Origin of the sequence: Staphylococcus sp. GDY8P131P, from assembly GCF_017891975.1 — a bacterium.
Taxonomy (GTDB): Bacteria; Bacillota; Bacilli; order Staphylococcales; family Staphylococcaceae; genus Staphylococcus; species Staphylococcus nepalensis.
This window is the reverse complement of the sequence record NZ_JAESKF010000002.1, coordinates 465,199-488,962: the sequence shown is the minus strand read 5'-3', so window position 1 is coordinate 488,962 and position 23,764 is coordinate 465,199. Positions and strand designations below refer to the sequence as shown.

General features: G+C 32.1%; 20 protein-coding genes and 1 pseudogene. 14 read left to right on the top strand and 7 right to left on the bottom strand.

Annotation, left to right across the window (positions count from 1 at the left end):
• Positions 1-618 precede the first annotated feature (618 nt).
• The 10 genes from KA894_RS02965 (at position 619) to KA894_RS02920 (ending at position 10,695) form a co-directional block, all read left to right on the top strand.
• On the top strand, positions 619-2,028 hold the full coding sequence (locus tag KA894_RS02965) for an anthranilate synthase component I (protein WP_115342182.1): 1,410 nt from the start codon (positions 619-621) through the stop codon (positions 2,026-2,028).
• Complete coding sequence (locus KA894_RS02960) at positions 2,025-2,621, top strand: anthranilate synthase component II (protein WP_115342181.1); 597 nt, start codon at positions 2,025-2,027, stop codon at positions 2,619-2,621. The genes KA894_RS02965 and KA894_RS02960 overlap by 4 nt, the downstream gene beginning before the upstream one ends.
• The gene (trpD, locus tag KA894_RS02955) at positions 2,590-3,606 is read left to right on the top strand and encodes an anthranilate phosphoribosyltransferase (protein ID WP_103373028.1); all 1,017 of its coding nucleotides are present in this window, start codon (positions 2,590-2,592) and stop codon (positions 3,604-3,606) included. The genes KA894_RS02960 and trpD overlap by 32 nt, the downstream gene beginning before the upstream one ends.
• Positions 3,590-4,372, top strand: coding sequence for an indole-3-glycerol phosphate synthase TrpC (trpC, locus tag KA894_RS02950; protein ID WP_115342180.1), 783 nt, complete (start codon positions 3,590-3,592; stop codon positions 4,370-4,372). Before trpD ends, trpC begins: the two co-directional genes overlap by 17 nt.
• The gene (locus KA894_RS02945) at positions 4,369-4,998 is read left to right on the top strand and encodes a phosphoribosylanthranilate isomerase (RefSeq protein ID WP_096809837.1); all 630 of its coding nucleotides are present in this window, start codon (positions 4,369-4,371) and stop codon (positions 4,996-4,998) included. The genes trpC and KA894_RS02945 overlap by 4 nt, the downstream gene beginning before the upstream one ends.
• 2 nt (positions 4,999-5,000) lie before the next feature.
• Positions 5,001-6,215 carry a tryptophan synthase subunit beta gene (trpB, locus tag KA894_RS02940; protein WP_103373029.1) on the top strand — a complete coding sequence of 405 codons (1,215 nt, stop codon included), beginning with the start codon at positions 5,001-5,003 and terminating at the stop codon, positions 6,213-6,215.
• Positions 6,208-6,936 (top strand): tryptophan synthase subunit alpha, encoded by a 729-nt coding sequence (gene trpA / locus KA894_RS02935; protein WP_096809833.1) that lies wholly within the window; start codon positions 6,208-6,210, stop codon positions 6,934-6,936. Before trpB ends, trpA begins: the two co-directional genes overlap by 8 nt.
• A gap of 127 nt (positions 6,937-7,063) precedes the next feature.
• Positions 7,064-7,723 carry a type 1 glutamine amidotransferase domain-containing protein gene (locus KA894_RS02930; protein ID WP_096811215.1) on the top strand — a complete coding sequence of 220 codons (660 nt, stop codon included), beginning with the start codon at positions 7,064-7,066 and terminating at the stop codon, positions 7,721-7,723.
• Between the two features lie 419 nt (positions 7,724-8,142).
• Positions 8,143-9,405: an aminoacyltransferase gene (locus KA894_RS02925; protein WP_096809831.1), complete on the top strand. Its 1,263-nt coding sequence runs from the start codon at positions 8,143-8,145 to the stop codon at positions 9,403-9,405.
• 30 nt (positions 9,406-9,435) lie between these two features.
• Positions 9,436-10,695, top strand: coding sequence for an aminoacyltransferase (locus tag KA894_RS02920; RefSeq protein WP_096809830.1), 1,260 nt, complete (start codon positions 9,436-9,438; stop codon positions 10,693-10,695).
• 338 nt (positions 10,696-11,033) lie between these two features.
• Here KA894_RS02920 and KA894_RS02915 read toward each other — a convergent pair whose 3' ends face one another.
• On the bottom strand, positions 11,034-11,555 hold the full coding sequence (locus KA894_RS02915) for a DUF308 domain-containing protein (RefSeq protein ID WP_115342179.1): 522 nt from the start codon (positions 11,553-11,555) through the stop codon (positions 11,034-11,036).
• A gap of 185 nt (positions 11,556-11,740) precedes the next feature.
• Between KA894_RS02915 and KA894_RS02910 the strand changes: the two genes are divergently transcribed.
• Entirely contained in the window at positions 11,741-12,937 is a 1,197-nt protein-coding gene (locus KA894_RS02910; RefSeq protein ID WP_269668774.1) for an SAM-dependent methyltransferase, read from the top strand.
• Between the two features lie 1,208 nt (positions 12,938-14,145).
• On the opposite strand, the gene KA894_RS02905 is transcribed toward KA894_RS02910, so the two are convergent.
• Together KA894_RS02905 and KA894_RS02900 are read right to left on the bottom strand one after the other, a co-directional pair.
• On the bottom strand, positions 14,146-15,294 hold the full coding sequence (locus KA894_RS02905) for an alcohol dehydrogenase catalytic domain-containing protein (RefSeq protein WP_119488087.1): 1,149 nt from the start codon (positions 15,292-15,294) through the stop codon (positions 14,146-14,148).
• 305 nt (positions 15,295-15,599) lie between these two features.
• Positions 15,600-16,226: a flavodoxin family protein gene (locus KA894_RS02900; RefSeq protein WP_182478050.1), complete on the bottom strand. Its 627-nt coding sequence runs from the start codon at positions 16,224-16,226 to the stop codon at positions 15,600-15,602.
• 152 nt (positions 16,227-16,378) lie between these two features.
• Here KA894_RS02900 and KA894_RS02895 point away from each other — a divergent pair, with 152 nt between their 5' ends.
• From KA894_RS02895 to KA894_RS02885, 3 genes are read left to right on the top strand one after another with little or no spacing between them, the layout of a single operon-like run.
• Positions 16,379-17,479, top strand: a complete 1,101-nt coding sequence (locus KA894_RS02895) for a hypothetical protein (protein ID WP_115342176.1) — start codon at positions 16,379-16,381, stop codon at positions 17,477-17,479.
• Between the two features lie 20 nt (positions 17,480-17,499).
• Positions 17,500-18,288 carry an MFS transporter gene (locus KA894_RS02890; protein ID WP_210133688.1) on the top strand — a complete coding sequence of 263 codons (789 nt, stop codon included), beginning with the start codon at positions 17,500-17,502 and terminating at the stop codon, positions 18,286-18,288.
• 34 nt (positions 18,289-18,322) lie between these two features.
• Positions 18,323-18,601, top strand: coding sequence for a hypothetical protein (locus KA894_RS02885; protein ID WP_207606216.1), 279 nt, complete (start codon positions 18,323-18,325; stop codon positions 18,599-18,601).
• A 250-nt stretch (positions 18,602-18,851) separates the two neighbouring features.
• On the opposite strand, the pseudogene KA894_RS02880 reads toward KA894_RS02885, so the two are convergent.
• The 4 genes and pseudogenes from KA894_RS02880 to KA894_RS02865 all read right to left on the bottom strand — a co-directional run.
• Positions 18,852-19,288: pseudogene (locus KA894_RS02880) on the bottom strand (BCCT family transporter); the annotation flags it as partial.
• A 182-nt stretch (positions 19,289-19,470) separates the two neighbouring features.
• Complete coding sequence (locus KA894_RS02875; RefSeq protein WP_115342174.1) at positions 19,471-20,550, bottom strand: aldo/keto reductase; 1,080 nt, start codon at positions 20,548-20,550, stop codon at positions 19,471-19,473.
• Positions 20,551-20,806: 256 nt separating this feature from the next.
• Entirely contained in the window at positions 20,807-22,234 is a 1,428-nt protein-coding gene (locus KA894_RS02870; protein WP_096809811.1) for an aldehyde dehydrogenase family protein, read from the bottom strand.
• 174 nt (positions 22,235-22,408) lie between these two features.
• A complete protein-coding gene (locus KA894_RS02865; RefSeq protein WP_096809809.1) occupies positions 22,409-23,728 on the bottom strand; it encodes an MFS transporter in 1,320 nt (439 codons plus the stop codon).
• Between the last annotated feature and the right edge of the window lie 36 nt (positions 23,729-23,764).

The window sequence follows — 23,764 nt, the reverse complement described above, 5'->3', positions numbered from 1 at the left end:
TAATTTGGATTAAGTTGCCATTTAAAGTTAAACTTACAAATTTAATTACACCAGTTTAGTTACAATGTTAACTCAGCATATTATTTTAAAAATAAGAGCGTTTTTAAATTATAAGTTGACAAATGAAAATGATACTTGTATTATTTAAATTAATTCATTTTACAACAAACACAAGTTGTCATTTGAAAGATAGAGTAGCGTATGTGATTTGTAGCAATTAGAAAGCTAATGGTCGATGAAAATTAGCACAACATATATTGTGAATTGGGCTTTTAAATGTTGATACAGATTAATATATTTAAAGTGAACAATAAATTTGTTAACTAAGGTGGCACCACGGTAACGCGTCCTTACAGCATGCGTTAGTGTGGTGTTTTTTATATTTAAAAAAGAAAACAAAATGAAGTAAGTTATGAAAGGTAGCGTACAGAAAGTTAGTGGCTGATGAAAACTAACACCTACATATACTGAAATTGGGTTTTGTTGGATTACAAGTGAAGATTCAAATGAGTGGGTAGATAGTTTATGACATATGTCTACTAATTTAGGTGGTACCGCGCGTCAGCGTCCTTAATTAATATTTAAGGACGCTGATTTTTTTATGGGGAGGAATATAAAATGAAGGTGCAATATCAAAAAATAAATGCTGAAGTAACTCCAGAAGCACTAGCAAGATTGAAGCAACACAAAATTATTTTAGAAAGCACAGACCAATCTAAACTTAAAGGACGTTATTCAATTGTGATATTTGACGTATATGGATCACTTACATTGGATAATGAAAATATGATGATACATTACAGTGATAAAGAGACGCTAATAGAAACTGAGCAACCCTATGATAAATTAAAAGCATTTATAGACCAATATAAAGCTGTTGTAGAAGATGAAGATTTAGCTTTATTACCATTTGTTTCAGGGTTTGTAGGCTCATGTAGTTTTGACTTAGTTAGACATGAATTTCCAATATTGAAACAGATTGCATTAGATGACCATCCACAGCACGATGCAAAATTTTATATGGTCGAAGACGTCTATGTATTTGACCATTACAAAGAACATCTCTATGTCATAGCAACAGACTTATTTTCTAATGATAGTGAACAACAGTTAGCACAACGTGTAAATCATCGTGTTGAAGCATTAAAGGATATCAATATTTACCCTTCTCCTATAAAGAATGAGATAAATGAAAAACAAATTGAATCGAATATTGCACCAGAACAATTTATAAAAACAGTGAGCGATATGAAGTCATTAATACAACAAGGTGATATGTTCCAAGTTGTCCCTTCAATTATTTATAAATATAAGCATCAGTTTGGTGTAAATATACAATTGTTATCTTACCAACTTTATCAAAACCTAAAACGCCAGAATCCCAGCCCTTATATGTATTATTTAAATTTAGACGAACCGATTATCGTAGGTAGTTCACCAGAAAGTTTTGTGAAGGTAAAAGGACAAACTGTTGTTACTAATCCCATAGCTGGAACGATAAAAAGAGGTGCTACTGAAGCAGAAGATTATAAAAATGAACAACAATTAATCAACGATGAAAAAGAAATCAGTGAACATAGCATGCTTGTTGATTTAGGCCGAAACGATATTCACAGAGTAAGTGAAATAGCTAGTTCTAAAATTGAAAAGTTAATGGCAATTGAACGTTATGAGCATGTAATGCATATTGTGAGTGAAATAACTGGAAAACTAAAATCTAACTATTCACCAATGACAGTTATTGCAAGTTTATTGCCAACAGGTACAGTATCAGGTGCGCCGAAATTAAGGGCAATTCAACGAATTTATGAAGCACAACCTCAAAAACGCGGTGTGTATAGCGGAGGTATAGGATACATCAATTGCAATCATGATTTAGACTTTGCATTAGCCATACGCACAATGATGATCGATGAAACATATATTAATGTAGAAGCAGGTTGTGGTGTTGTATATGATTCAATACCTGAGAAAGAATTAGAAGAAACGAAACTTAAAGCGAAAAGTTTACTGGAGGTGTCACCATGATCTTAGTCGTTGATAATTATGATTCTTTTACGTATAACTTAGTGAATATTATAGGCAAAACAGAAGATATGGTGATTAAATATCCAGATGACCCTGAAATATTTGGTTTAGAAATTGATGGGTTAATTATATCTCCTGGTCCAGGCCACCCTCTTGATACAAATCTTTTAATGGATATTATTGAGCATTATAAAGAGAAACCAATATTAGGTGTTTGCTTAGGGTCACAGGCATTAACATGTTATTACGGTGGCGATGTAATACAAAATAAAAAAATAAAACATGGTAAAAAAGATACGATGCAAATTGTAAGTGACTCTAAATTATATAGAGATATTACTGAATATTCAGAAATAATGAGGTACCATTCATTAATCAGTGACCCTGAGACGTTACCTAAACCATTAAAAATAACTGCTAAAACAAATGATTGCGTTCAATCATTTGAACACAGAAATGGCTTGCATTATGGAATTCAGTACCACCCTGAATCATTTGCAACGGAATATGGTGAAGAAATTATAAAAAACTTTTTAAATATCATTAAGGAGGTCAATTATAATGAGTCTACAAAGTCATATAAAACAGTATAAACCACTTAATCAAACTCAAATGAATGAATTTATAGAACTATTGATTGCGAACGATTTAGAAGAAGCAGTTAAATTAGAATTATTAGAAGCATTTTCAGAAAGAGAGCTAACTCAAGATGAATTGACTTATATTTCACATAGTCTCATTAGCTCTATGTACCCAGAACAACCCTATTGTCCTGATAGCATGTGTGTTTGTGGAACAGGCGGAGATAAATCAAACAGTTTTAATATTTCAACCACAGTTTCATTTGTGTTAGCAAGTGCAGGTGTACCAGTGATAAAGCATGGTAATAAAAGCGTGACATCTTCATCAGGAAGCACAGATTTATTAAATGAGATGAATATTGCGACACGCAGCGTTAGGGAAACAGAAGGACAATTAAAAGACGTTGGATTAGTATTTTTAAATGCAACCGAAACGTACCCAATAATGAAAAATATACAACCTCTGAGAAAAGCGATTAGCAATCCAACTATTTTTAATATTACTGGTCCATTGATTAATCCATTTAAATTAGATTATCAAGTTATGGGTGTATATGAACCAAGTAATTTAAGTAAGATTGCTCAAACATTAGCAGATTTAGGAAGAAAAAAAGCTATCGTATTACATGGTGCAAATGGTATGGATGAGGCCACGTTATCTGGAGACAATATAATATATGAAGTAACAGAAGATAAAACAATTCAATCTTACACATTGAATGCAACAGATTTAGGTTTAGATTATGCGCCTAATAGCGATTTGTATGGTGGCACACCACAAGACAATTTGGAAATTACGAAACAAATATTAAATGGCAAAGATCGCAGTGCTAAAAGAGATGTCGTTTTATTAAACACAGGTATTGCTTTGTATGTTGCAAATAAAGCGACAACAATTCAAAAAGGTGTTGATAAAGCTCGAGTATTAATTGAAAACGGCGAAGCTTTAAAACAATATAATAAAATGGGAGGCAAAACGTATGACTATATTGGATGAAATTGTAGCATATAAAAAGGATTTATTAAGTGAAGGGTATTATAAAGCAAAATTAGCAGAACTTAATGAGGTAGATGTATCTCATAAACAAACATTTGAAACACAATTAAAACAATCGAATCAATTAGCCATTATTGCAGAAATTAAGTCTAAAAGTCCGACATTAAATGAACTTCCTGGTAGAGACTTAGCACAGCAAGTCAAAAATTATGAAGCTCATGGTGCTAACGCAGTTTCAATTTTAACCGATGAACATTATTTTGGTGGCAGTTATGAACGTCTACAAATGCTGACAAAATTAACGAATTTACCAGTGTTATGTAAAGATTTTGTAGTGGACCCTATCCAAATTGATGTTGCTAAAAAAGCTGGTGCCTCAATCATTTTATTAATTGTAAATGTATTGGATGATGAACAGTTAAGTACGCTATACAACTACGCGACATCACAAAATTTAGAAGTATTAGTAGAAGTCCACGATAAAGAAGAACTAGAACGTGCTTATAAATTAAATCCTAAATTAATAGGCGTTAATAATAGAGATTTAAAAAGATTTGTAACTGATGTTTTGCATACAAATGAAATTTTAGAAAATAAAAAAGATGGATATTATTATATTTCTGAAAGTGGTATACGCAATCAGCAAGATGTTGAGAATATTGTGAATGCTGGTATAGATGGTTTGCTCATCGGTGAATCTTTAATGAAGTGTGGTGACTTAAGCCAATTTTTACCAGGACTTAAATTAGAAAAGGTGAAAGTATGAAATTAAAATTTTGTGGATTTAAAACACTCGAAGATGTAAACAAAGCTAAAGATTTAAATATCGATGCTATAGGGTTTATCCATTTTCCACAAAGTAAACGTTTTGTAGATATTGAAAAAATTCAAACACTTACCAAGATTGTACCAAATGATAAAGAAAAAGTAGTAATTGTAGTAAATCCAAACAACCCAACTTTATCAAAACTTATTGATGGTACAGATATGACAACGATTCAATTACATGGAAATGAATCACTTGAGACAATAGCATTTATTCGTCAAAAAAAGAAAAGTATTAAAATCATCAAAGCGTTGCCAGCAAAAAATTCAGAAATATTGATAAAAGCTATCCAGTTTTATAAAGACTTTGTAGATCAATTTATTATAGACACCCCGTCAACTTCTTACGGCGGTACTGGTAAATCATACAACTGGGATATGCTCAATGCAATTAAAGATGTAGATTTTTTAATAGCGGGTGGTATGAATTATAAAAATATACAAAGTGTGCAAGAGCGCGACTTAAAACATAGCGGTTATGATATCGCAAGTGGTATTGAAACCGACGGCACCAAAGATAGTAAAAAAATGAACGAAATTATAGAACTTGTAAAAGGAGTTAATTAATTATGGTTAAGCATATACAAACTGAAGTGGATGCATTTGGGTTCTTTGGTAATTTTGGCGGTCAATATGTTCCTGAAACATTAATGCCAGCAATTCAAGAACTGAAACAAGCTTATACAGAAGCTAAAAATGATCCTTCATTCCAAAATGAACTTAATGGTTATTTAAAAGATTATGTAGGCAGAGAAACACCACTCACTTACGCAGCTTCCTATACAGAATCACTTGGTGGAGCAAAAATTTATTTAAAAAGAGAAGACTTGAACCATACAGGTGCACATAAAATTAATAACGCACTTGGGCAAGCGCTTTTGGCTAAAAGAATGGGGAAAAATAAATTAGTAGCAGAAACTGGTGCTGGACAACATGGTGTGGCAAGCGCAACAGCTGCAGCATTGTTTGATATGGAACTAGTAGTATTTATGGGTGAAGAAGATATTAAACGCCAATCGTTAAATGTATTTAGAATGGAATTACTTGGTGCAACGGTTGAACCCGTGACTGAAGGTCAGGGGACCTTATCCGATGCTGTAAATAAAGCTTTACAATATTGGGTCAGTCATGTGGATGAAACGCATTATTTATTGGGATCGGCGCTAGGACCAGACCCGTTTCCAACTATAGTTAGAGATTTTCAAAAAATAATAGGTACTGAGATTAAAGAACAAATTAGTGACAAAGAAGGACGATTACCAGATGCGATTATTGCCTGCGTAGGTGGTGGATCGAATGCGATTGGCACTTTCTATCCATTTATACAAGATGATGTTGCATTGTATGGCGTTGAAGCAGCCGGTGAAGGTATTGATAGCGATAAACATGCACTTGCTATTAATAAAGGAAAAGAAGGTATCTTACATGGCACTAAAATGTATTTAATTCAAGACGATCACGGTCAGATTGAATTAGCACATTCCATATCTGCAGGGCTAGATTATCCAGGCGTCGGGCCAGAACATTCATATTATCATCATATTGGAAGAGTAAAATATGCTACAGCTAGTGATAAACAGGCGATGGATGCATTGGTGAGATTTACGAAAGCAGAAGGTATTATTCCTGCTATTGAAAGTGCACATGCATTAAGTTTTGTTGAAGAAATAGCGCCAACTATGGATAAAGATCAAATAATCGTGGTAACTGTATCTGGACGTGGCGACAAAGATATGGAAACAATAAGAAATTACATGAAACAGGATGGTGACAAAGATGCGTAAATTATTTATTCCATATATTATGGGTAACAAACGTTTTATTGAAAACATGAAAACGTTAAGCGATGCAGGTGCTGATATTATAGAAGTAGGCGTCCCTTTTTCTGACCCTGTCGCTGATGGGCCTGTGATTATGGAAGCTGGCAATAAAGCGATTCAAGAAGGTGTAAATATACAATACATCTTGGATGCGTTAACCGCTCATCGTGAAAAATTATCTAGTAAGTATGTGTTAATGACATATATTAATATTATAAATTATTATGGGGAAGATGCGTTTTTTGATGCGTGTGAAAAAGCTGGTGTATATGGTTTAATCATACCTGATTTACCACATGAGCTTGTACAACAATTAAAAGACAGGCACCCCAACCGGAAAGTGAACCTTATCCCTCTAATCGCTATGACTACTTCAGAAGAACGTATCAATCAAATTGTTGCAAATGCCGAAGGGTTTATCTATACAGTTACTATGAACGCTACTACAGGTGAAAATGGTAAGTTTCATCCGGACTTAAAACAAAGAATAAACAATATCAAATTAAAAGCAAACGTACCAGTAGTTGCAGGATTTGGTATTCGTACACCTGACCATGTAGAAGATATTGTTGAAGTAGCAGATGGTGCAGTTATTGGCAGCGAAATTGTTAAACGATTTGATCGCGATCAGAACCAACAAACAGTAAATTATCTAAATTCTATCAGAAAAGCGTTAGATAAATAAAAAACATATTAGATGTGTGAAGTTCGTATGAGACGGGTATTAATTGTAATAGAAATCAATTATAGATGGTTAAATTGAATTCAATTTAATTCAAATAAAGAGTCAAACGAATGAAGAGGTGACTATGTTGAGTAAAAAAGTTTTATTCATTATAACAAGTAGAGCACAGTATGAAGATGGCACACCAACAGGTTTATGGTTAGAAGAGGCCAGTGAACCTTATCATATTCTAACGGAAGATGGTATACAAGTTGATATAGTTTCAATTGAGGGAGGAGAAATTCCTTTAGATCCAAATTCAACTCAAAACGACGAGTTGAATAAATATGCGCAATTTGTAGAAAAAATTAAAAATGTGCCGAGCATAGATGAAGTTAATGTTATAGAATATGATGCAGTCTATCTACCGGGTGGCCACGGTACGGTATTCGATTTTGCGCACAACCAAAGATTAGCTAATATCTTATCTGACTTCAAAAATGAAGGCAAGTTCATTTCCTCTGTGTGCCATGGTCCAAGTGCCTTTGTAGGTGCAAAAGATAAAAATGGCAAGTACCTAGTAGAAGGCGTTACTTTAACGTCATTCACAGATAATGAAGAACGTGCGATGGGTCTAGAGGATAAAGTGCCTTTCCTAACACAAACAGCATTAGAACAACAAGGTGCTCAATTTATAACAAATGAAGACTTTACAGAGCATATTGAAACAGATAATCAATTCATTACTGGTCAAAATCCTCAATCAAGCGTAGCAATAGGTAAAGCACTAAGAGATGCTTTAAATTAATATAGAAGATAAATTATATATAATTTTATGAAGGATCTGGGATATAGTGAAATATCCCAGATCCTTCTTTATTATCGCAAGTAGTGAAGCAAGTTCGAAAAAAGGCTTACATCAGCTTATTATTTTATTGCTCTAATCATTTTTACAAGCACAAAATCTATAATTTTAGGAAAATATATTTATATCTATGTCTTTTATAGAACATGCTTATTATTCAATTTAGATTTGTGTTTAAATGAGTATTCTTTGTTAAAATAAATATAGTGCTATAATATAAAATACATAGATTAAAACCTAATTGTAGCATTTAGCAAATATATCTAGGGTATCGATTTAGTTTTGTAAATGAATATTGTATAATAATCAAGATTGAAGTTTAAACTCGAAAAAAGAACTATAGACAAATAGGAGTATATAAAATGAAATTTACGAATTTAACTGCTAAAGAGTTTGGGGCATTTGTTGATCATATGCCAAACAGTCATTTTACACAAATGGTTGGAAATTATGAGCTGAAAATTGCAGAAGGTACTGAAACACACTTAGTAGGTGTAAAAGATAACAACAACGAAGTGGTTGCAGCTTGTTTATTAACTGCTGTACCAGTAATGAAATTATTCAAATACTTTTACACTAATCGTGGGCCAGTTATTGATTTTGAAAATAAGGAACTAGTCCATTATTTTTTCAATGAACTATCAAAATATGTTAAAAAACACAACGCGTTATATTTAAGAGTAGACCCGTATGTTGCATACCAGTACCGTAATCATGATGGAGAAGTATTAGAAAATGCAGGCCATGATTGGCTCTTTGATAAAATGAAACAACTTGGTTATAAACATCAAGGTTTTTTAACTGGTTTTGATCCAATTATTCAAATTAGATTCCATTCGGTATTAGACTTAAAAGATAAAACTGCAAAAGATGTTCTCAATAATATGGATAGTTTGCGTAAACGTAATACGAAAAAAGTTCAAAAAAACGGCGTAAAAGTAAGATTTTTAAATGAAGATGAATTACCTATTTTCCGTTCATTTATGGAGGATACCTCAGAAACGAAAGATTTTGACGATAGAGAGGATAGCTTCTATTACAATAGGTTGAAATACTACAAAGGTCGCGTCTTAGTTCCATTGGCTTATATGGATTTTGATGAATATATTGAAGAATTAAAATCTGAACGTGAAGTGCTCAGCAAAGATATAAATAAAGCGCTTAAAGATATTGAAAAACGCCCTGAAAATAAAAAAGCATATAATAAAAAAGAAAATTTAGAAAAACAACTCATTGCAAATCAACAAAAAATTGATGAAGCGAAAGCATTACAAGAAACGCATGGTAATGAATTACCAATTTCTGCGGCGTTCTTTATCGTTAACCCGTACGAAGTAGTTTATTATGCTGGAGGCACATCTAATGAGTTTAGGCATTTTGCAGGGAGTTATGCGATACAGTGGAAAATGATAAATTATGCTATTGATCATCATATTGATAGATATAATTTTTATGGGATTAGTGGAGATTTTTCAGAAGATGCTGAAGATGCAGGTGTTGTTAAATTTAAAAAAGGCTTTAACGCCAACGTCGTTGAATATGTTGGAGACTTTATCAAGCCAATAAATAAACCAATGTACAAAATTTATACAACATTAAAAACGCTAAAAGATAAAAAGAAATAAGCAATATAATTTAGAAAGGAACTAGCTACAATGAAATTTACAGAGTTAACTGTCAAAGAATATGACAATTTTGTACAAAACCCAGCATTAGAGAGTCATTATTTTCAAGTAAAGGAAAATATAGCTACTAGAGAAGAAGATGGTTTTCAAGTTGTTTTATTGGGCTTAAAAGATGATGATAATCAAGTGATTGCTGCTAGTCTTTTCTCTAAAATTCCAACGATGGGTAGCTATGTATATTATTCAAATCGAGGTCCAGTAATGGATTATAAAGACTTAGGCTTAGTGGACTTCTATTTACGGGAATTAGATACTTATCTTCAAAAACAAAACTGTTTGTATGTAAAAATGGATCCATATTGGATATATCAAATCTATGATAAAGACGTTAATCCATTACCCAATCATGAAAAAAGTGATGCGCTTGTTAATTTATTTAAGTCTCATGGCTATACACACCATGGATTTACAACTGAATATGATACATCAAGTCAAGTAAGATGGATGGGCGTTTTGAATTTGGATGGCCAAACGCCAGCATCACTAAAAAAACAATTTGATAGTCAAAGAAAGCGTAATATTAATAAGGCAATTAATTTTGGGGTAAAAGTAAGATTTTTAGAAAAAGATGAATTTGATCTCTTTTTATCGCTTTACCGTGAAACAGAAGAGCGGGCTGGGTTTGTATCTAAAACGGATGAATATTTCTATAATTTTATAGACAATTATGGAGACAAAGCATTACTTCCTTTAGCCTATATAGATTTAGACGAATATATCATTAATACACAAGAAAGTATTAATGATAAAGAAGCACGCAGAGATCAAATGATGCAAAAAGAAAATAAATCAGATAAACAACTAAAAAAAATTGCTGAAATAGATAAACAAATTGAGCATGACAAAAAAGAATTGTTACATGCCAGTGAGTTAAGGTTAACAGACGGTTCTATTTTAAATCTTGCGGCAGGCGTGTATTTTGCTAATGCTTATGAAGTGAATTATTTTTCAGGTGGTTCATCTGAAAAATATAACCAATATATGGGCCCTTATATGATGCATTGGCATATGATTAATTATTGTTTTGATCATGGATACGGCCGTTACAACTTCTACGGTTTATCAGGTGATTTTACTGAAAATAGTGAAGATTATGGCGTATATCGATTTAAACGTGGTTTTGGAGTACAAATAGAAGAATTAATTGGTGATTTTTATAAACCGATTAAGAAATCTAAATATTGGTTATTTAATACATTGAATAATATTAGAAAAAAAATCAAAAAATAAAAAAGAAAGCATACTGGTAAATATAAGCCCCAATCCAGTATGTTTTCTTATGTTCAAAAGTCGGTTATATAAAGACACACACTTCATATAACAGTGAACTTTGAGTGGATTATCATGTAATGTAAATTCTAGTTGTCTTCCACATTTTTAGTATAAAGTACAACGCATATCATTTGCAATATCAATTCATTCTATTAACAGAATAGTAAAAAATAATTTTATAATATAAAATTAAAAATATATCAAAGAAGCATATTCCTTATATTTCAGGAATATGCTTCTTTGATTGTTAAATTACTAAAAGAAATATTTCAATATTTAATATATATTGAAACTTATTAATGTAAGGCGTCTATAATATAAGTTATGCCAATAATAAAGAAAACAGCACTCATAAATATAGCAATGATAACAGCTGCTATAAGAGGGTTGAATAGTAAAATAACCCCAAATATGATTTCTATAATATTTAAAATGATAGATAAACTATGGAAACTTCTATTTGATTTTTCTGCTGGTGTCACAGTAAACATATTAAAAAGTGCGTTAATAATAAACCAAATCGCGAATAAATAAACGATAAATGTCGTGCTTGTTACTACATTAAATAATATAAGTACACCGATGATAATATTAATAATGCCCAATACAATAAGTATATTGGAACCATTTTGAGTCGCTTGTTTCATAACACGTCTGATAAATATTTCAATAAAACCATTAATAATAAATAAAATACCAATCAACCAAGTAATAGCAAATAAATTTTCTTCTGGAAAACTAACGATAAATACACCAATAATTAAGAAAAAAACGCCAATTAATAAGCTAGACCATTTGATGCCTGTTTTTGGATACATCTATTTCACCCCATTCTAAGTAATATTTACCCCAAACCATAGCCTTCAACACGTTTATTTTCAATAATATTATTATGTTAATTGTTTATAGAAAGCTAAATTGTAATATTTGATTTAATCTCTATTTAAGTTCAATCTATATATATAGTATGTTATTAGAAAGTATGTATAGGAGTGTTTAATCAATGGCTATGTCAATTAAAAAAGTGATATACAAAAAGTTATTGAAAAATTTATCAACGGAGCCGTTTGATGTGACGTTTTGGGATGGTTCAACAATCCATTATAATGACGGAATTTCGAAATTCCGTTTGACTTTTAATAAACCATTAAATCGAAAATCTTTAAAAGAAAATCCTATGATTGCCTTAGCTGAAGGTTATATGGATAAAGATATTGAAGTAGAAGGTCATTTAGAATATGTAATGGAAACGATATTTTCTAAACAAAGTAGTTTTATAAATCAACCTAAGAAAAAATTAAGCAAATCAACTAAAAAAGGGAATAACAAACAAACATCTAAAGAAAATGCTTCGTTTCATTACGATATAGGCAATGATTTTTATCGTCTTTGGTTAGATCCTACTATGAACTATTCATGTGCATATTTTAAATCAGAACATGATTCATTGTACGAAGCACAAGTCAATAAAATGAACCATATACTAAAAAAATTGAATTTACAGCCAGGGCAACGTCTGTTAGATATTGGTTCAGGATGGGGACATCTCATCATTGAAGCTGCAAAGCAATATAATGTTCGATCATTGGGAATCACACTAAGTGAAGAGCAATATAGAAAAACATTAGAACGTGTTGAAGCTGAAGGATTAGTAGGGCAAGTAGATGTGAAATTGATGGATTATAGAGACCTTATGAATGAAAATATAACCTTTGATCGCATTGTGAGCGTAGGTATGCTGGAACACGTCGGTCATGAGAATATCCCAACATTTATGGATAATACACACAAGTTATTAAAAGAGGGTGGAGTAGCCCTGTTGCATTGTATTACCGGCCTGGAGGAAGTAGAAGGTAATGAGTTCCTTACTAAATATATCTTCCCAGGAGGCGCAATTCCATCGATTAGAGAATTAATTGACCATATGTCACAAAATAATTTAAGAATTGTTGATGTGGAAAGCCTAAGAAGACACTATACATTAACGTTACGTCATTGGGTAGAAAACTTTGAATCTAATATAGATAAAGTTCGTGATCAATTTGATGAACGATTTATTCGAATGTGGCGTTTATATTTAAATGCATGTGCTGCAAACTTCACTTATGGTGTGTCGGATTTACATCAATTCTTGATTACAAAAGGTGTAAACAATGATTTACCGATGACAAGAGATTATTTATACCAAGAGGATGAGTAATAAATAGCCATTCATCAAAGAACCGGGATATGTACAATGTCTCGGTTCTTTGGGTTTTTTGATGAAAATACGTGAAATATGTGCACAAAGCGCGATTTATTGCTATAAGAAGTAGACTTAATATTTTATTAGTTTACTTTATTTATGTTATGTAAACTTTATAGTTTAATATACTATTTCAAAACCATCAGTTAAAGACTAAAATATTATATATTTTTATAGCAAAAACTGTCATTTGTAAACTTATAGCAGCCATTTTACTACGAATGCACTATTTTTAATGATTTATGACGCTGACGTTCCTATATTTGAGCATCAAATTGTATTACCGTGTGTTGATATTCATGCTATTGTAAATGATTTAACTGCAATAGATAAGATCACAGACATTTTTATAGATAGTTCACTTTATAGACAAAGCGCTGTACTTAATAAACTATCAATTAATTTAAGTAAATAATTATAATTAGTATATAGCAACTTATTGCTTGTTTAGATTATAACGTCAGTTTATCAGTTTAATTAAGATGTATTGGCATACTTATAAGTATATATATTGACTAAGCAATTTAAGCGTATTTAAATTGCTTAGTCAATATAAAGTTTATGATATGAAATATTTAAAACTAAATTGATATTCAATAGATAACGATGGCTATATATAAACGTATGTACTTAAAGTTTAAATTACAATTGAATAACGTATACACGTATAGTAACTTGATGAAACGTATCGTTAAAGACATATCATTCAATTACTATATTTATTTTCATATTTTAGTTTACATAATATATATTATAGGAAGTTATATTAAAGTTAGGTTTATAGTTGTATTTACGATTTGAGATGCTTCTCCACTTTGTGATACTTAATTACTTAAAGTTTTATATCACTTTTTGAATACTAGTTTATCTGATTAGATTATTTGATGTCTATCTCTATAAGCTAATCAGATAATATGAGTCATTTTATTATGTTGAATTTTAAGTTAAATTACTATATGACTACAATGATTGCTTTTTTTATTTTAGTTTTAAATATATAATTGAATTCCTCATAAAAAAATCTCCATTAATAAATATCTGATTTACGTGGAGATTTTTGTGTTTACTATTTGAATTGTTATAACATTTCTCTTGAGTTTTAGATAAGGCTCTATAGTGTTTGTTGTTCAAAATATTGTTATGATAGATTTGCTGTAGCGTATTTAAGGTTTTAACACGACTTTAATATTGTTATCCTTTTTCTGATCAAATATTTCATAAGCCTCAGCTGCTTCATCTAAAGGCATCGTATGCGTAATAATATCAGTTGGGTCAAAAGTGCCATCTTGAATCATGTCATATAGTTTTGGCATGAGATGGATGACTGGCGCTTGGCCTGTTTTTACTTGAACGTTACGGTTAAATATTAAATTTAACGGAAAATCGTCTGCTGGGCTGGCATATATACCTGTTAATTGAATTGTGCCAAATTTCCTTACTGCTTCAGCCGCCGTATCAATTGGACTTATCGTTCCACGTTGCGCTGAATTTGAACTTAAATTACGTTCAGATTCTTTTACTTGACCGTCCATGCCTACACAATCAATAACGACATCTGCGCCGCCTTGCGTTGTTTCACGAAGTAATTTTCCGATTTCTTTTTCTTCGTCGAAATTGTAAACTTCAACTTGATTATATTGTTTCGCGTGTTGCAGTCTATGCGTTACATTATCTATACCGATTACGCGTTTAGCCCCCTTCATTTTAGAGAATTTTTGGGCCATTAAACCAATCGGTCCACAACCGAGTATAACTACAGTATCACCTGATTTAACACCAGCATGTTCTACACTCCAATATGCAGTTGGCACTACGTCAGATAAAAAAAGTACTTCTTCATCTTTTTTATCATTATCAGGTACTACGAAAGAAGAAAAGTCTGCATATGGCACTCTAAGATATTCGGCTTGGCCTCCCCAGTGATTGCCGTGCATACTACCAAAACCAAACAAACCGCCATTATCCATTTTCCAGTTTATTGGATCTTGATTTGAATTGTCACATTGAGATTCCATATCATGGTTACAATAATAACAATCTCCACAACCGATATTAAATGGTATGACAACGCGATCGCCCTTTTTAAGTTTTTTAACGTCTTTACCCACTTCTTCAACGATGCCTATAGGTTCATGCCCTATAACAAATCCTGGATCCATCATTAAATCACCTTGGTGATACAAATGCAAATCCGATCCACAAATACCGGATGCTGTAACTTTAATGATTGCATCTGTAGTTGCCTCAATGCTAGGATCTTTGACTTGTCTTACTTCCATCTGTTTTTGTCCTTGAAAAGTAACTGCTTTCATATTGCCACCTCTTTCTAATTTTTACTGTGTCACATAAATTTTTCCCTTATATTGTAATAAATAAACTTTAGGTTACTTTTGTTTATTATAGATTGGTTGGTTACTACGATAATAAGAGTTGTCTTCGTTATAATGTCTTCTTTATTACCGTTCGATTTAGTTTTGAAAATACGTTTTGCTAATTTTAATAAACAATTTTAAATTGAGCACTTAGGCAAGTGTCATCGTTAGCGTGGTAGTTTGTAGAAGGATGTTGCCCAAGAGCCTTATTTGTTACGTTTATAAAATGATTTCAAATTTTGCTTTTAGTCATTTAATAGATTACCTTTGTTCGGTATAGGGTTTTCCTTGAAAATTTTAGCTAAATGAATGGTATTATATGCTAACATTTCTACATGTTTTTTTGTGAAGTCATTTTCGTAATCAATATCCATATATGAAGGGCCTGGACCAGCTTCGCCTACCCAATATGCATCGACGTTCGGTGGTATAGTAAACCCGATGTGAGATAGCGAATATAATATGGAAGTTGCTGCATGTTTAGCGCCATCTTCATTACCTGTAACTACGGCGCCGCCTACTTTATTATAGAAAATTGATTGACCTTGCTCATTTGTTAAACTGCTACTGCCATATAACCGTTCAATCGCTAATGTAGCAACACTACTTTTTTCTCCTAACCATAAAGGTGTTCCAATAATCAAAATATCCGCATTTGCAATTTTTTTAAAAATTTCAGGCCATTCATCTCCTTCGCCCATATCATCAGCTATGCCATATGAAATGTGATAGTCACTTAAACGAATGATTTCGCTGTTTACATTCTCTTTTTGATAAATTTCAATAACTTCTTTTGCTAAAGCTTCAGTATTAGAACCTTCATCTCCATGTTTCAAAGAGCCGTTTAAAATAATTGCATTTAACTTCATCATATAAACTCCTTTCTATATTACGATTTGTTTACCCTAAAATTGTAAATTGACAACATATATTATGCTATTAATTATTTCGCAGTTTTTATCTAACAATTAAGGGAATATAAAATTTATAGATTGAAGAAGTCGTAAAGTAAAGGAGGGATACATTGGATGCCATCGTTGTAGGTTTAGTCCCTTCACCAGGGATGCCAGAAAAAATCACGTCTAAGATTGTTAATAAATTATCTACAAATATCAAAGAAGAAAACAATTGGAATATAAATTTAAAGTTTGAAATAAAAAAAGACCCAATAACTGATTCTTCTGAGCATATAAATAAAGCAATGCATATCATTAATCGTATTAGAGAAGAGAAAAATTGGGATTATATAATAGGTTTAACAGATTTACCTAGGTTTTCAAAAAAGAAGACGATTATCTCTGACGTGAACATCAGCCAAAATTCTGCGCTTATTTTCCTCCCGAGTCTAGGTGCAATTAATATGACAAGCAAGGCACATAATATCATTAAAGACATACTCAATGATTTGCTTTCAAAAACAGCACAATATAATCCTCAGCACATTAAAAAAATGCATATAACAACAAACCTATTATCAAAGGTTAATAAATTAGATTTTAAAAATAAAAAACATGTTAGCAAACGCTATATTATAAATTCTAGAATGATTGGGAAAATGCAGACTATTAGCGGGATGACATATTTAAACCAACCATGGAAAGCGATAACTTCTTTTACAAAGATATTATCCTTATCGTTTGCTACTGGTACTTATATATCTATTTTTCCCACACCTTGGCAATTAAGTGATAATTTCTCCTTAATTCGTTTTATCATGCTTACACTTATAGCTATTATTGGTATGGTTGTTTGGTTAATGTATACCCATAATTTATGGGAACCTAAAGCTTCAGCTAATAAGCGTAAATACAGATTTATATACAATATCACTACTTTTACAACATTAAGTGTCGTAACCATTACAAATTATTTAATATTATATATAATGTTGACTTTAATGATTGTATTTTTTATACCAGAAACGTTGTTCACTATGTGGGGAAAAGCTAACCCTGAGCATTCAGTCCTCAATTATTTAAAGTTAAGTTGGTTTATTACTTCATTGGGCGTGATAGTGGGTGCTTTCGGTTCTACAATGCAGAAAAAAGAAAAAATCAGAAAAATCACTTATTCTTATAGACAATTAAATAGATACTATAGAGCCAAATCTTCAAATAAGAAATAATATAAAGTGAGGTGTTCATAGTGAATAAAAAAATTTTAGGCCTAGTTGTTTCACCTGGAGAGGCCGAAAAAAAGGTGAACACATTAATTGATATGATTCCTTGTGCTTTAAAAGAAGTAAGTCAAAACACAGAAGAATGGCAGGTTCAAACCATCGTTGATTCCTTAACAGGATCTGCTGAATCTATTAATGAGATATTCCAAAAAATAAATGCGCATACTAAAAAAAATGCTTGGGACGTTACCATTGGAATCACAGACTTACCAATATTTCATGAAGGCAAAGTAGTTAACGCTGATATAAATGAAAAAAATGATGTTATTTTAATTTCGCTCCCTTCTTTAGGATGGAAACTTAAAAAGAACGTTATAAAACAGTTAATTATTAAAATGGCCTTAACTATAAGTGAAAGTGATAATGATTCTAATAATAAACGAAGCCCCTCTTTCATAAATATATTTCCCCGAAATTATAAAAGTGTAAGGTTGAAAATTAAAGAAACGGATAGCTTCCATACACGTTTTATATTAGGTTCTAAAATAAAGGGCTATATGCGTATACTTACGGGTATGACATTTATTAATAACCCACTTAATATGCTACAAACACTAAGCGGCGTACTAGCTATCGGTTTTACTACAGGTGCTTTTTGTATGGCATTTACTACAATGTGGCAATTAAGTTATTTATTTAATGGATGGCGACTGTTACTTGCTTCTGTATCTTCCATTCTAGGAATGCTCGCTTGGATCACTGTTTCCCATAATTTATGGGAAGTGCCATCTAAAAAAAAACAGAAAGAAATTTAGGAAACTATATAACTTAACCACGTTATCAACTTTAATGAGTTCTATTTTAATATTTTATTTCATTTTGTTCCTTTTATTTTTATTACTTTCTGTAACTTTATTACCACCCAGTTTCTTAGGGCAAACTTTAGGCATTAAAGAAGGTATAGGTTTTACACGTTATCTGGATATTGCATGGTTTGCTTCTTCTTTAGCCACAGTTGTCGGCGCTATTGGAATTGGGTTATCTGATGAAAAACTTGTATTAGAAAGCACATATGGTTATCGACAAAAAAATAGGTATAGAGTTTTAAGAAATAGAAAAAAACGTTGATCATTATCTTAAAAAATAATATTTCGAGGGTGTTTTCTTTCAGAATTTTGAAGTCTTGAATTTGGTAAGAGAAACATATTAAAAAGAAACGAAAACACTGAAATTTCGCATAATAATGATTGGAATTTATAGTTGTTTTATATGAACTAAAACTGATACGCAAGTGTAAAACAATAAAAAGATACATGTGCAACTACGCATATGTATCTTTTTATAAAATAATATATATCTTAAGTGTGATTTATAATTTTCAAAATACATTTTTTAATTTGTGATAGTCATGCAAAGCTTTAAAAAAAGAACAAATCATTAATATAATAATGATAGAAAAAGTTAAAGCAGTAATGATTAGCAAATTTTGTATAGACTGTATAACACCTGTATAAAACATGATGATAGAAAATAAGGCTAAAATCACCCTCAACGAACCTTCACAAAACTAGGTGGCGAGATAGAACCTTTCGTAGTTAACATTCTTAAAACATAAGTCGCTGAATCAGCTGAAGTAATAAAGAATATAGCTATAACAATCAATGTGAGCATGCTTAAAATAAAGCCTAATGGATAATGTTGTAAGGTAGCAAACGTTGCTGTTTCGGTAGCAAATCTAGTTATGTTTTCCACGTTGTTATTTTGTAAATAAATGGCTGAAGCGCCAAAAACAGTAAAGAAGAGAAAGCATATTATTCGTAAACACATAATACATTTTAATAGTTATACAGAAATTTTAACGAACCTCTTGAAACATTAAAAGTGGCTATTCTCATATGATATTTATGAAAACAGCCTAACTATTAACCATTATTTATTATTTATGATATTGTTAATTTTATTATCTATTTTAATGTACCAGTTTCTTGGCTTTTAACTTACAATAAATTGTTTTTGTCGTTCATAAGTTTATTATACTCACTAAGATATATTTTTTCCGCTTCTGAAGCTTTATCGTATGCGTTCATCGCACGATGCCATAACGGATAAATCGGTTCTGGTGTCGTTAAATTGCTAATCGCTTCAATTTCACTATTTGCTAGTTGTAGATGGTAAGACGCGATGTTATCTTTTAACTGCGCTTTAGTTCTTGCGGCTAAGACTATAGAATCTACATTAGGTCTATCTCTTAACCAAGCAAGCGTTACTTGTGCTACAGACACGTTATGGTTCAAAGCAATTTCTTGCATGACATTAATCAATTGATAAAATAATGCTTTATTTTTTATATAAGGTTCTGGCCAACCATCCCCTTGTCTTGTGCCAGCTTCTCCAGATTGAGTTCTATTAATTTTTCCAGTTAATAAGCCTTCACCTAAAGGAGACCAAATACTATTGCCAACGCCTAACTCTTTGCCTGCAGGCAATAATTCATATTCTGCCTCTCTTGCTTCTGGAGTATAGTAAATTTGTTGAGCAATCGGTGGCGCCATATTGTTGGCTGACGCTAGCGTGTGGGTTTTCGCTAATGCCCATCCACTATAATTAGAAACGCCCCAATAACGTATCTTTCCTTTTTTAATTAAGTCATTCATCACTTGGATAGTTTCCTCCACAGGGACTTGTCCATCCCATAAATGTACGTAATATAAGTCTAGATAATCGGTATTCAAACGTTTTAATGTTTTGTCGATGGAATGTTCAATATTAATACGAGTCGCCCCGCCATCATTAGGGTTTTCTGATAATTGTACGCCAGTTTTACTACTGATAATCATTTCTTCGCGTTTATTTCGGATAGTTTTTCCTAAAGTAATTTCTGACTCACCTTTTGAATATAAATTAGCTGTATCGAATTGGTTAATACCTTGTTCTAACGCATAATCTACCATATAATTTGCGGTTTCTTGGGTCATGCCACCAGCATTTTCGAAACCATTTGTACCTGCGAACGGAATTGTGCCTAAAGCATATTTTGAAACAGTTAACCCTGAATGGCCTAATAATGTATAATCCATAATTTAGCCTCCTAGAATAAATTGTATGGGCGTTTGATACTCTAGTTTATAATTAGATTGAAACAAAACTAAGAATGTATAAGTTTTTAGTAATATAAGCGTTACAAATACCATATATTTCAAAAGTCCTTATTACAAATAAAGGGGCTGTTCCCACTTCTCAAGTGTGAAAACAGCCACACATTTATATATTTAAGCAACTAGTTGAAAAGTACATGCAAATGTTACATTCTAAATTTCCTCTTGTACTACCAATTTATTGATAATATCCAGCAATTGATTTAACTTCTAAAAATTCTTCAATACCATAATCTCCCCATTCTCTTCCTATACCAGAATGTTTATAGCCACCGAACGGTAAATTATAAGCTTGGCCTGATTCGTTAATTTCTATAATACCTGCTTCAATTGAACGAGCAACCTTATGGAGTGTTTCTTTGTCTTCACCGTATACATATCCTGCTAGTCCGTATTTTGTATCGTTTCCGATTTTAATAGCTTCCTCTAAATTTTCGTAAGTGATCACTGACATTACTGGGCCGAATATTTCTTCTTGGGCAATCGTCATTTGATTATTGACGTCACTAAAAATCGTTGGTTTTACAAAGTAACCTTGTTCAAGTTGTTCAGGTTTTCCAGCGCCGCCATATATAAGAGAAGCACCTTCATCGATTCCTTTTTCTATATAATTTTGTACACCGTCATATTGTTTTTGGTTGATCAGTGGCCCTAAATCTGTTTCTTCGGATTGTGGGTCACCCACTTTTAGCGTTGACATTTTTTCTTTTGCAGCTGCTAAGAATTGTTCTTTCATAGATTTCGGTATGATTGTACGACTTCCAGCTGTACATTCTTGCCCTGTATTATTTACTACTTTGCCCACAGCTGCTTCTGCTGCGCTTTTTATATCAGCATCAGCTAAAACAATATAAGGAGATTTTCCGCCCAATTCAAGCGAAACTTTTTTAAAATCTTCGCTTGCTTTTTCCATAATTTTAGCGCCAACGCCTCCTGAACCAGTAAATGACATCATACGTACTTTAGGATGTTCCGTTAAGGGATTGCCTACTCCTTCGCCATCCCCATTTACTAAATTGAAAACGCCTTTAGGGACGCCTACTTTTTCAAATATTTCTGCTAGGATAATCGCTGCGTATGGTGTTTCTTCAGAGGGTTTTAAAACAACTGGACAACCAGCTGCAAAAGCTGCAGCGAGTTTAAGTGAAGTTTGATTTGTTGGGAAATTCCAAGGTGTAATCAATCCAGCTACGCCAATACCTTCTTTTACGATTAAATTATCGCCACGTCGTTCTTCGAATTCAAAGTCATCTAGTGCATCTCTTGCTGCAGCAAAATGATTCAAGCCCATTTGATAATGTACATTTTCTGATACTTTGACAGGTGCGCCTAATTCTTCTGTCATAGCTTCAATCAAGTCTTCCTTACGATTTTCATATTCTACAACAATTTTCGACAATAAATCTTGACGTTCTTGTACTGAAGTATGACGGAAATTAAGATAAACATTATGTGCAGCTTCTACTGCTTTATCTACATCTTGCTTGTTACCTTTAGCAATTTCGCCCATTTTTTCTTCAGTTGCTGGATTGATAACGTTGATGGTTTCACCACTCGTACTTTCAATCCACTCGCCATTTATATATTGCTTAACTTGCATTCTCATCTTTCAACACATCCTCTTAAAAATTTATTATGCACTATCTTGGATGTTGAACTTAAATGCTAAGTGTTTACGGCAATGTTTATATTCTTGTTGGTCTTATTAATGGGGATTCCTTTTTGTTAATAAATTAAACATGGGATATACGGTTTAATAACGCTACTATTTTAATAATGTTTATGATTTTTCTATATCAATGTTAGGGTTAGAACCCTTGAGAGGCTTATTAGAAGTAGCTTTAAAGTAAATACCAAAAACAACTAATCCAATTAAATTAATAAATATTAAATAAAATGCTGGAGCTAAAGCGCCATTTTTTAAATTGCCTAGTATTGATAAAATAAATGGCGTAATCCCACCGAATATAGCTGTTCCAAGATTGTATATAATAGACAGGAATTTCATTCGTACATTTGTATGCGTGATTGCAGGCAATGTAGAGGGCATAACACCATTAAAAACAGATAACATGATTGCAAGTAGCATTATACCTAAGAAAATGACAAAGATATGGTGGCCGGTGTCCATAAGAAGAAATGCGGGTATTGAAAAACAAACGAAACTAGACAGCCCAAATGTAAGCACTTTTTTATTATCAAATTTATCGCTCAATACACCAAACATAAAAATAAATGGCAGCATCAATATTAATGCTATTGCATTGAGAATCGTAGAATATTGAGCATCTATGCCGATGTTACTTTTTAAAAAGGAAGGTAAATAGGTTAAGAACATAAAATTATTTACATTTAAAAATATAACCCCTATAGCCATTAAGGCAGCTTCTTTTTTATAATCTTTAAAAGCTTTTAAAATGTTATTTTCTGAGTCCTCTGTTTTATTTTTAAACGATGGTGTTTCATCTAATTTAAATCTTAAGTAAACGACTACAAGGCCAAATGGCGCTGCTAGTAAAAATGGAATTCTCCAACCCCATGTCTCTATTTGATTTGTAGTTAAAAAATATAAAAGTGTAGCTACGGTAATTGCGGCTAAAGCATTTCCTATCATAGTCCCCATTTCAAGTCCACTCGTAAGTCGTCCCCTTTTTTTATCTGGAGAACTTTCAACAATATAGGTCATAGCGCCACTATATTCGCCCCCTGTAGAAAAGGATTGAGCCATCCTTACCACTAATAGGAGTATAGGGGCCCATATCCCTATCTGATCCGAAGTAGGTAGTAAACCTAGGGCTAATGTAGAGGCAGACATAATCGTAATTGTAATGGTTAACACTACTTTTCTACCTTGTTTATCCCCAATGTATCCAAAGACGAGTGAACCGATTGGGCGCATTAAGAAAGCAATAGCAAATGTTCCAAAAGTAAAAAGTAATTGATTTTGGCTTGCCACATCTCCAAAAAAGTTATGGCTAATATAAGTTGCCAATTGCGCATATAATGCGAAATCAAACCATTCAATTGCATTCCCCATAGATGTTACAACTACTTTTTTTCTTACTTCTGAAGTTTTGACTGAGTTTTGAGCATTTTCCATGGTTCTCCTCCTTTTGCAAATTAAAGTAGTAGTGTT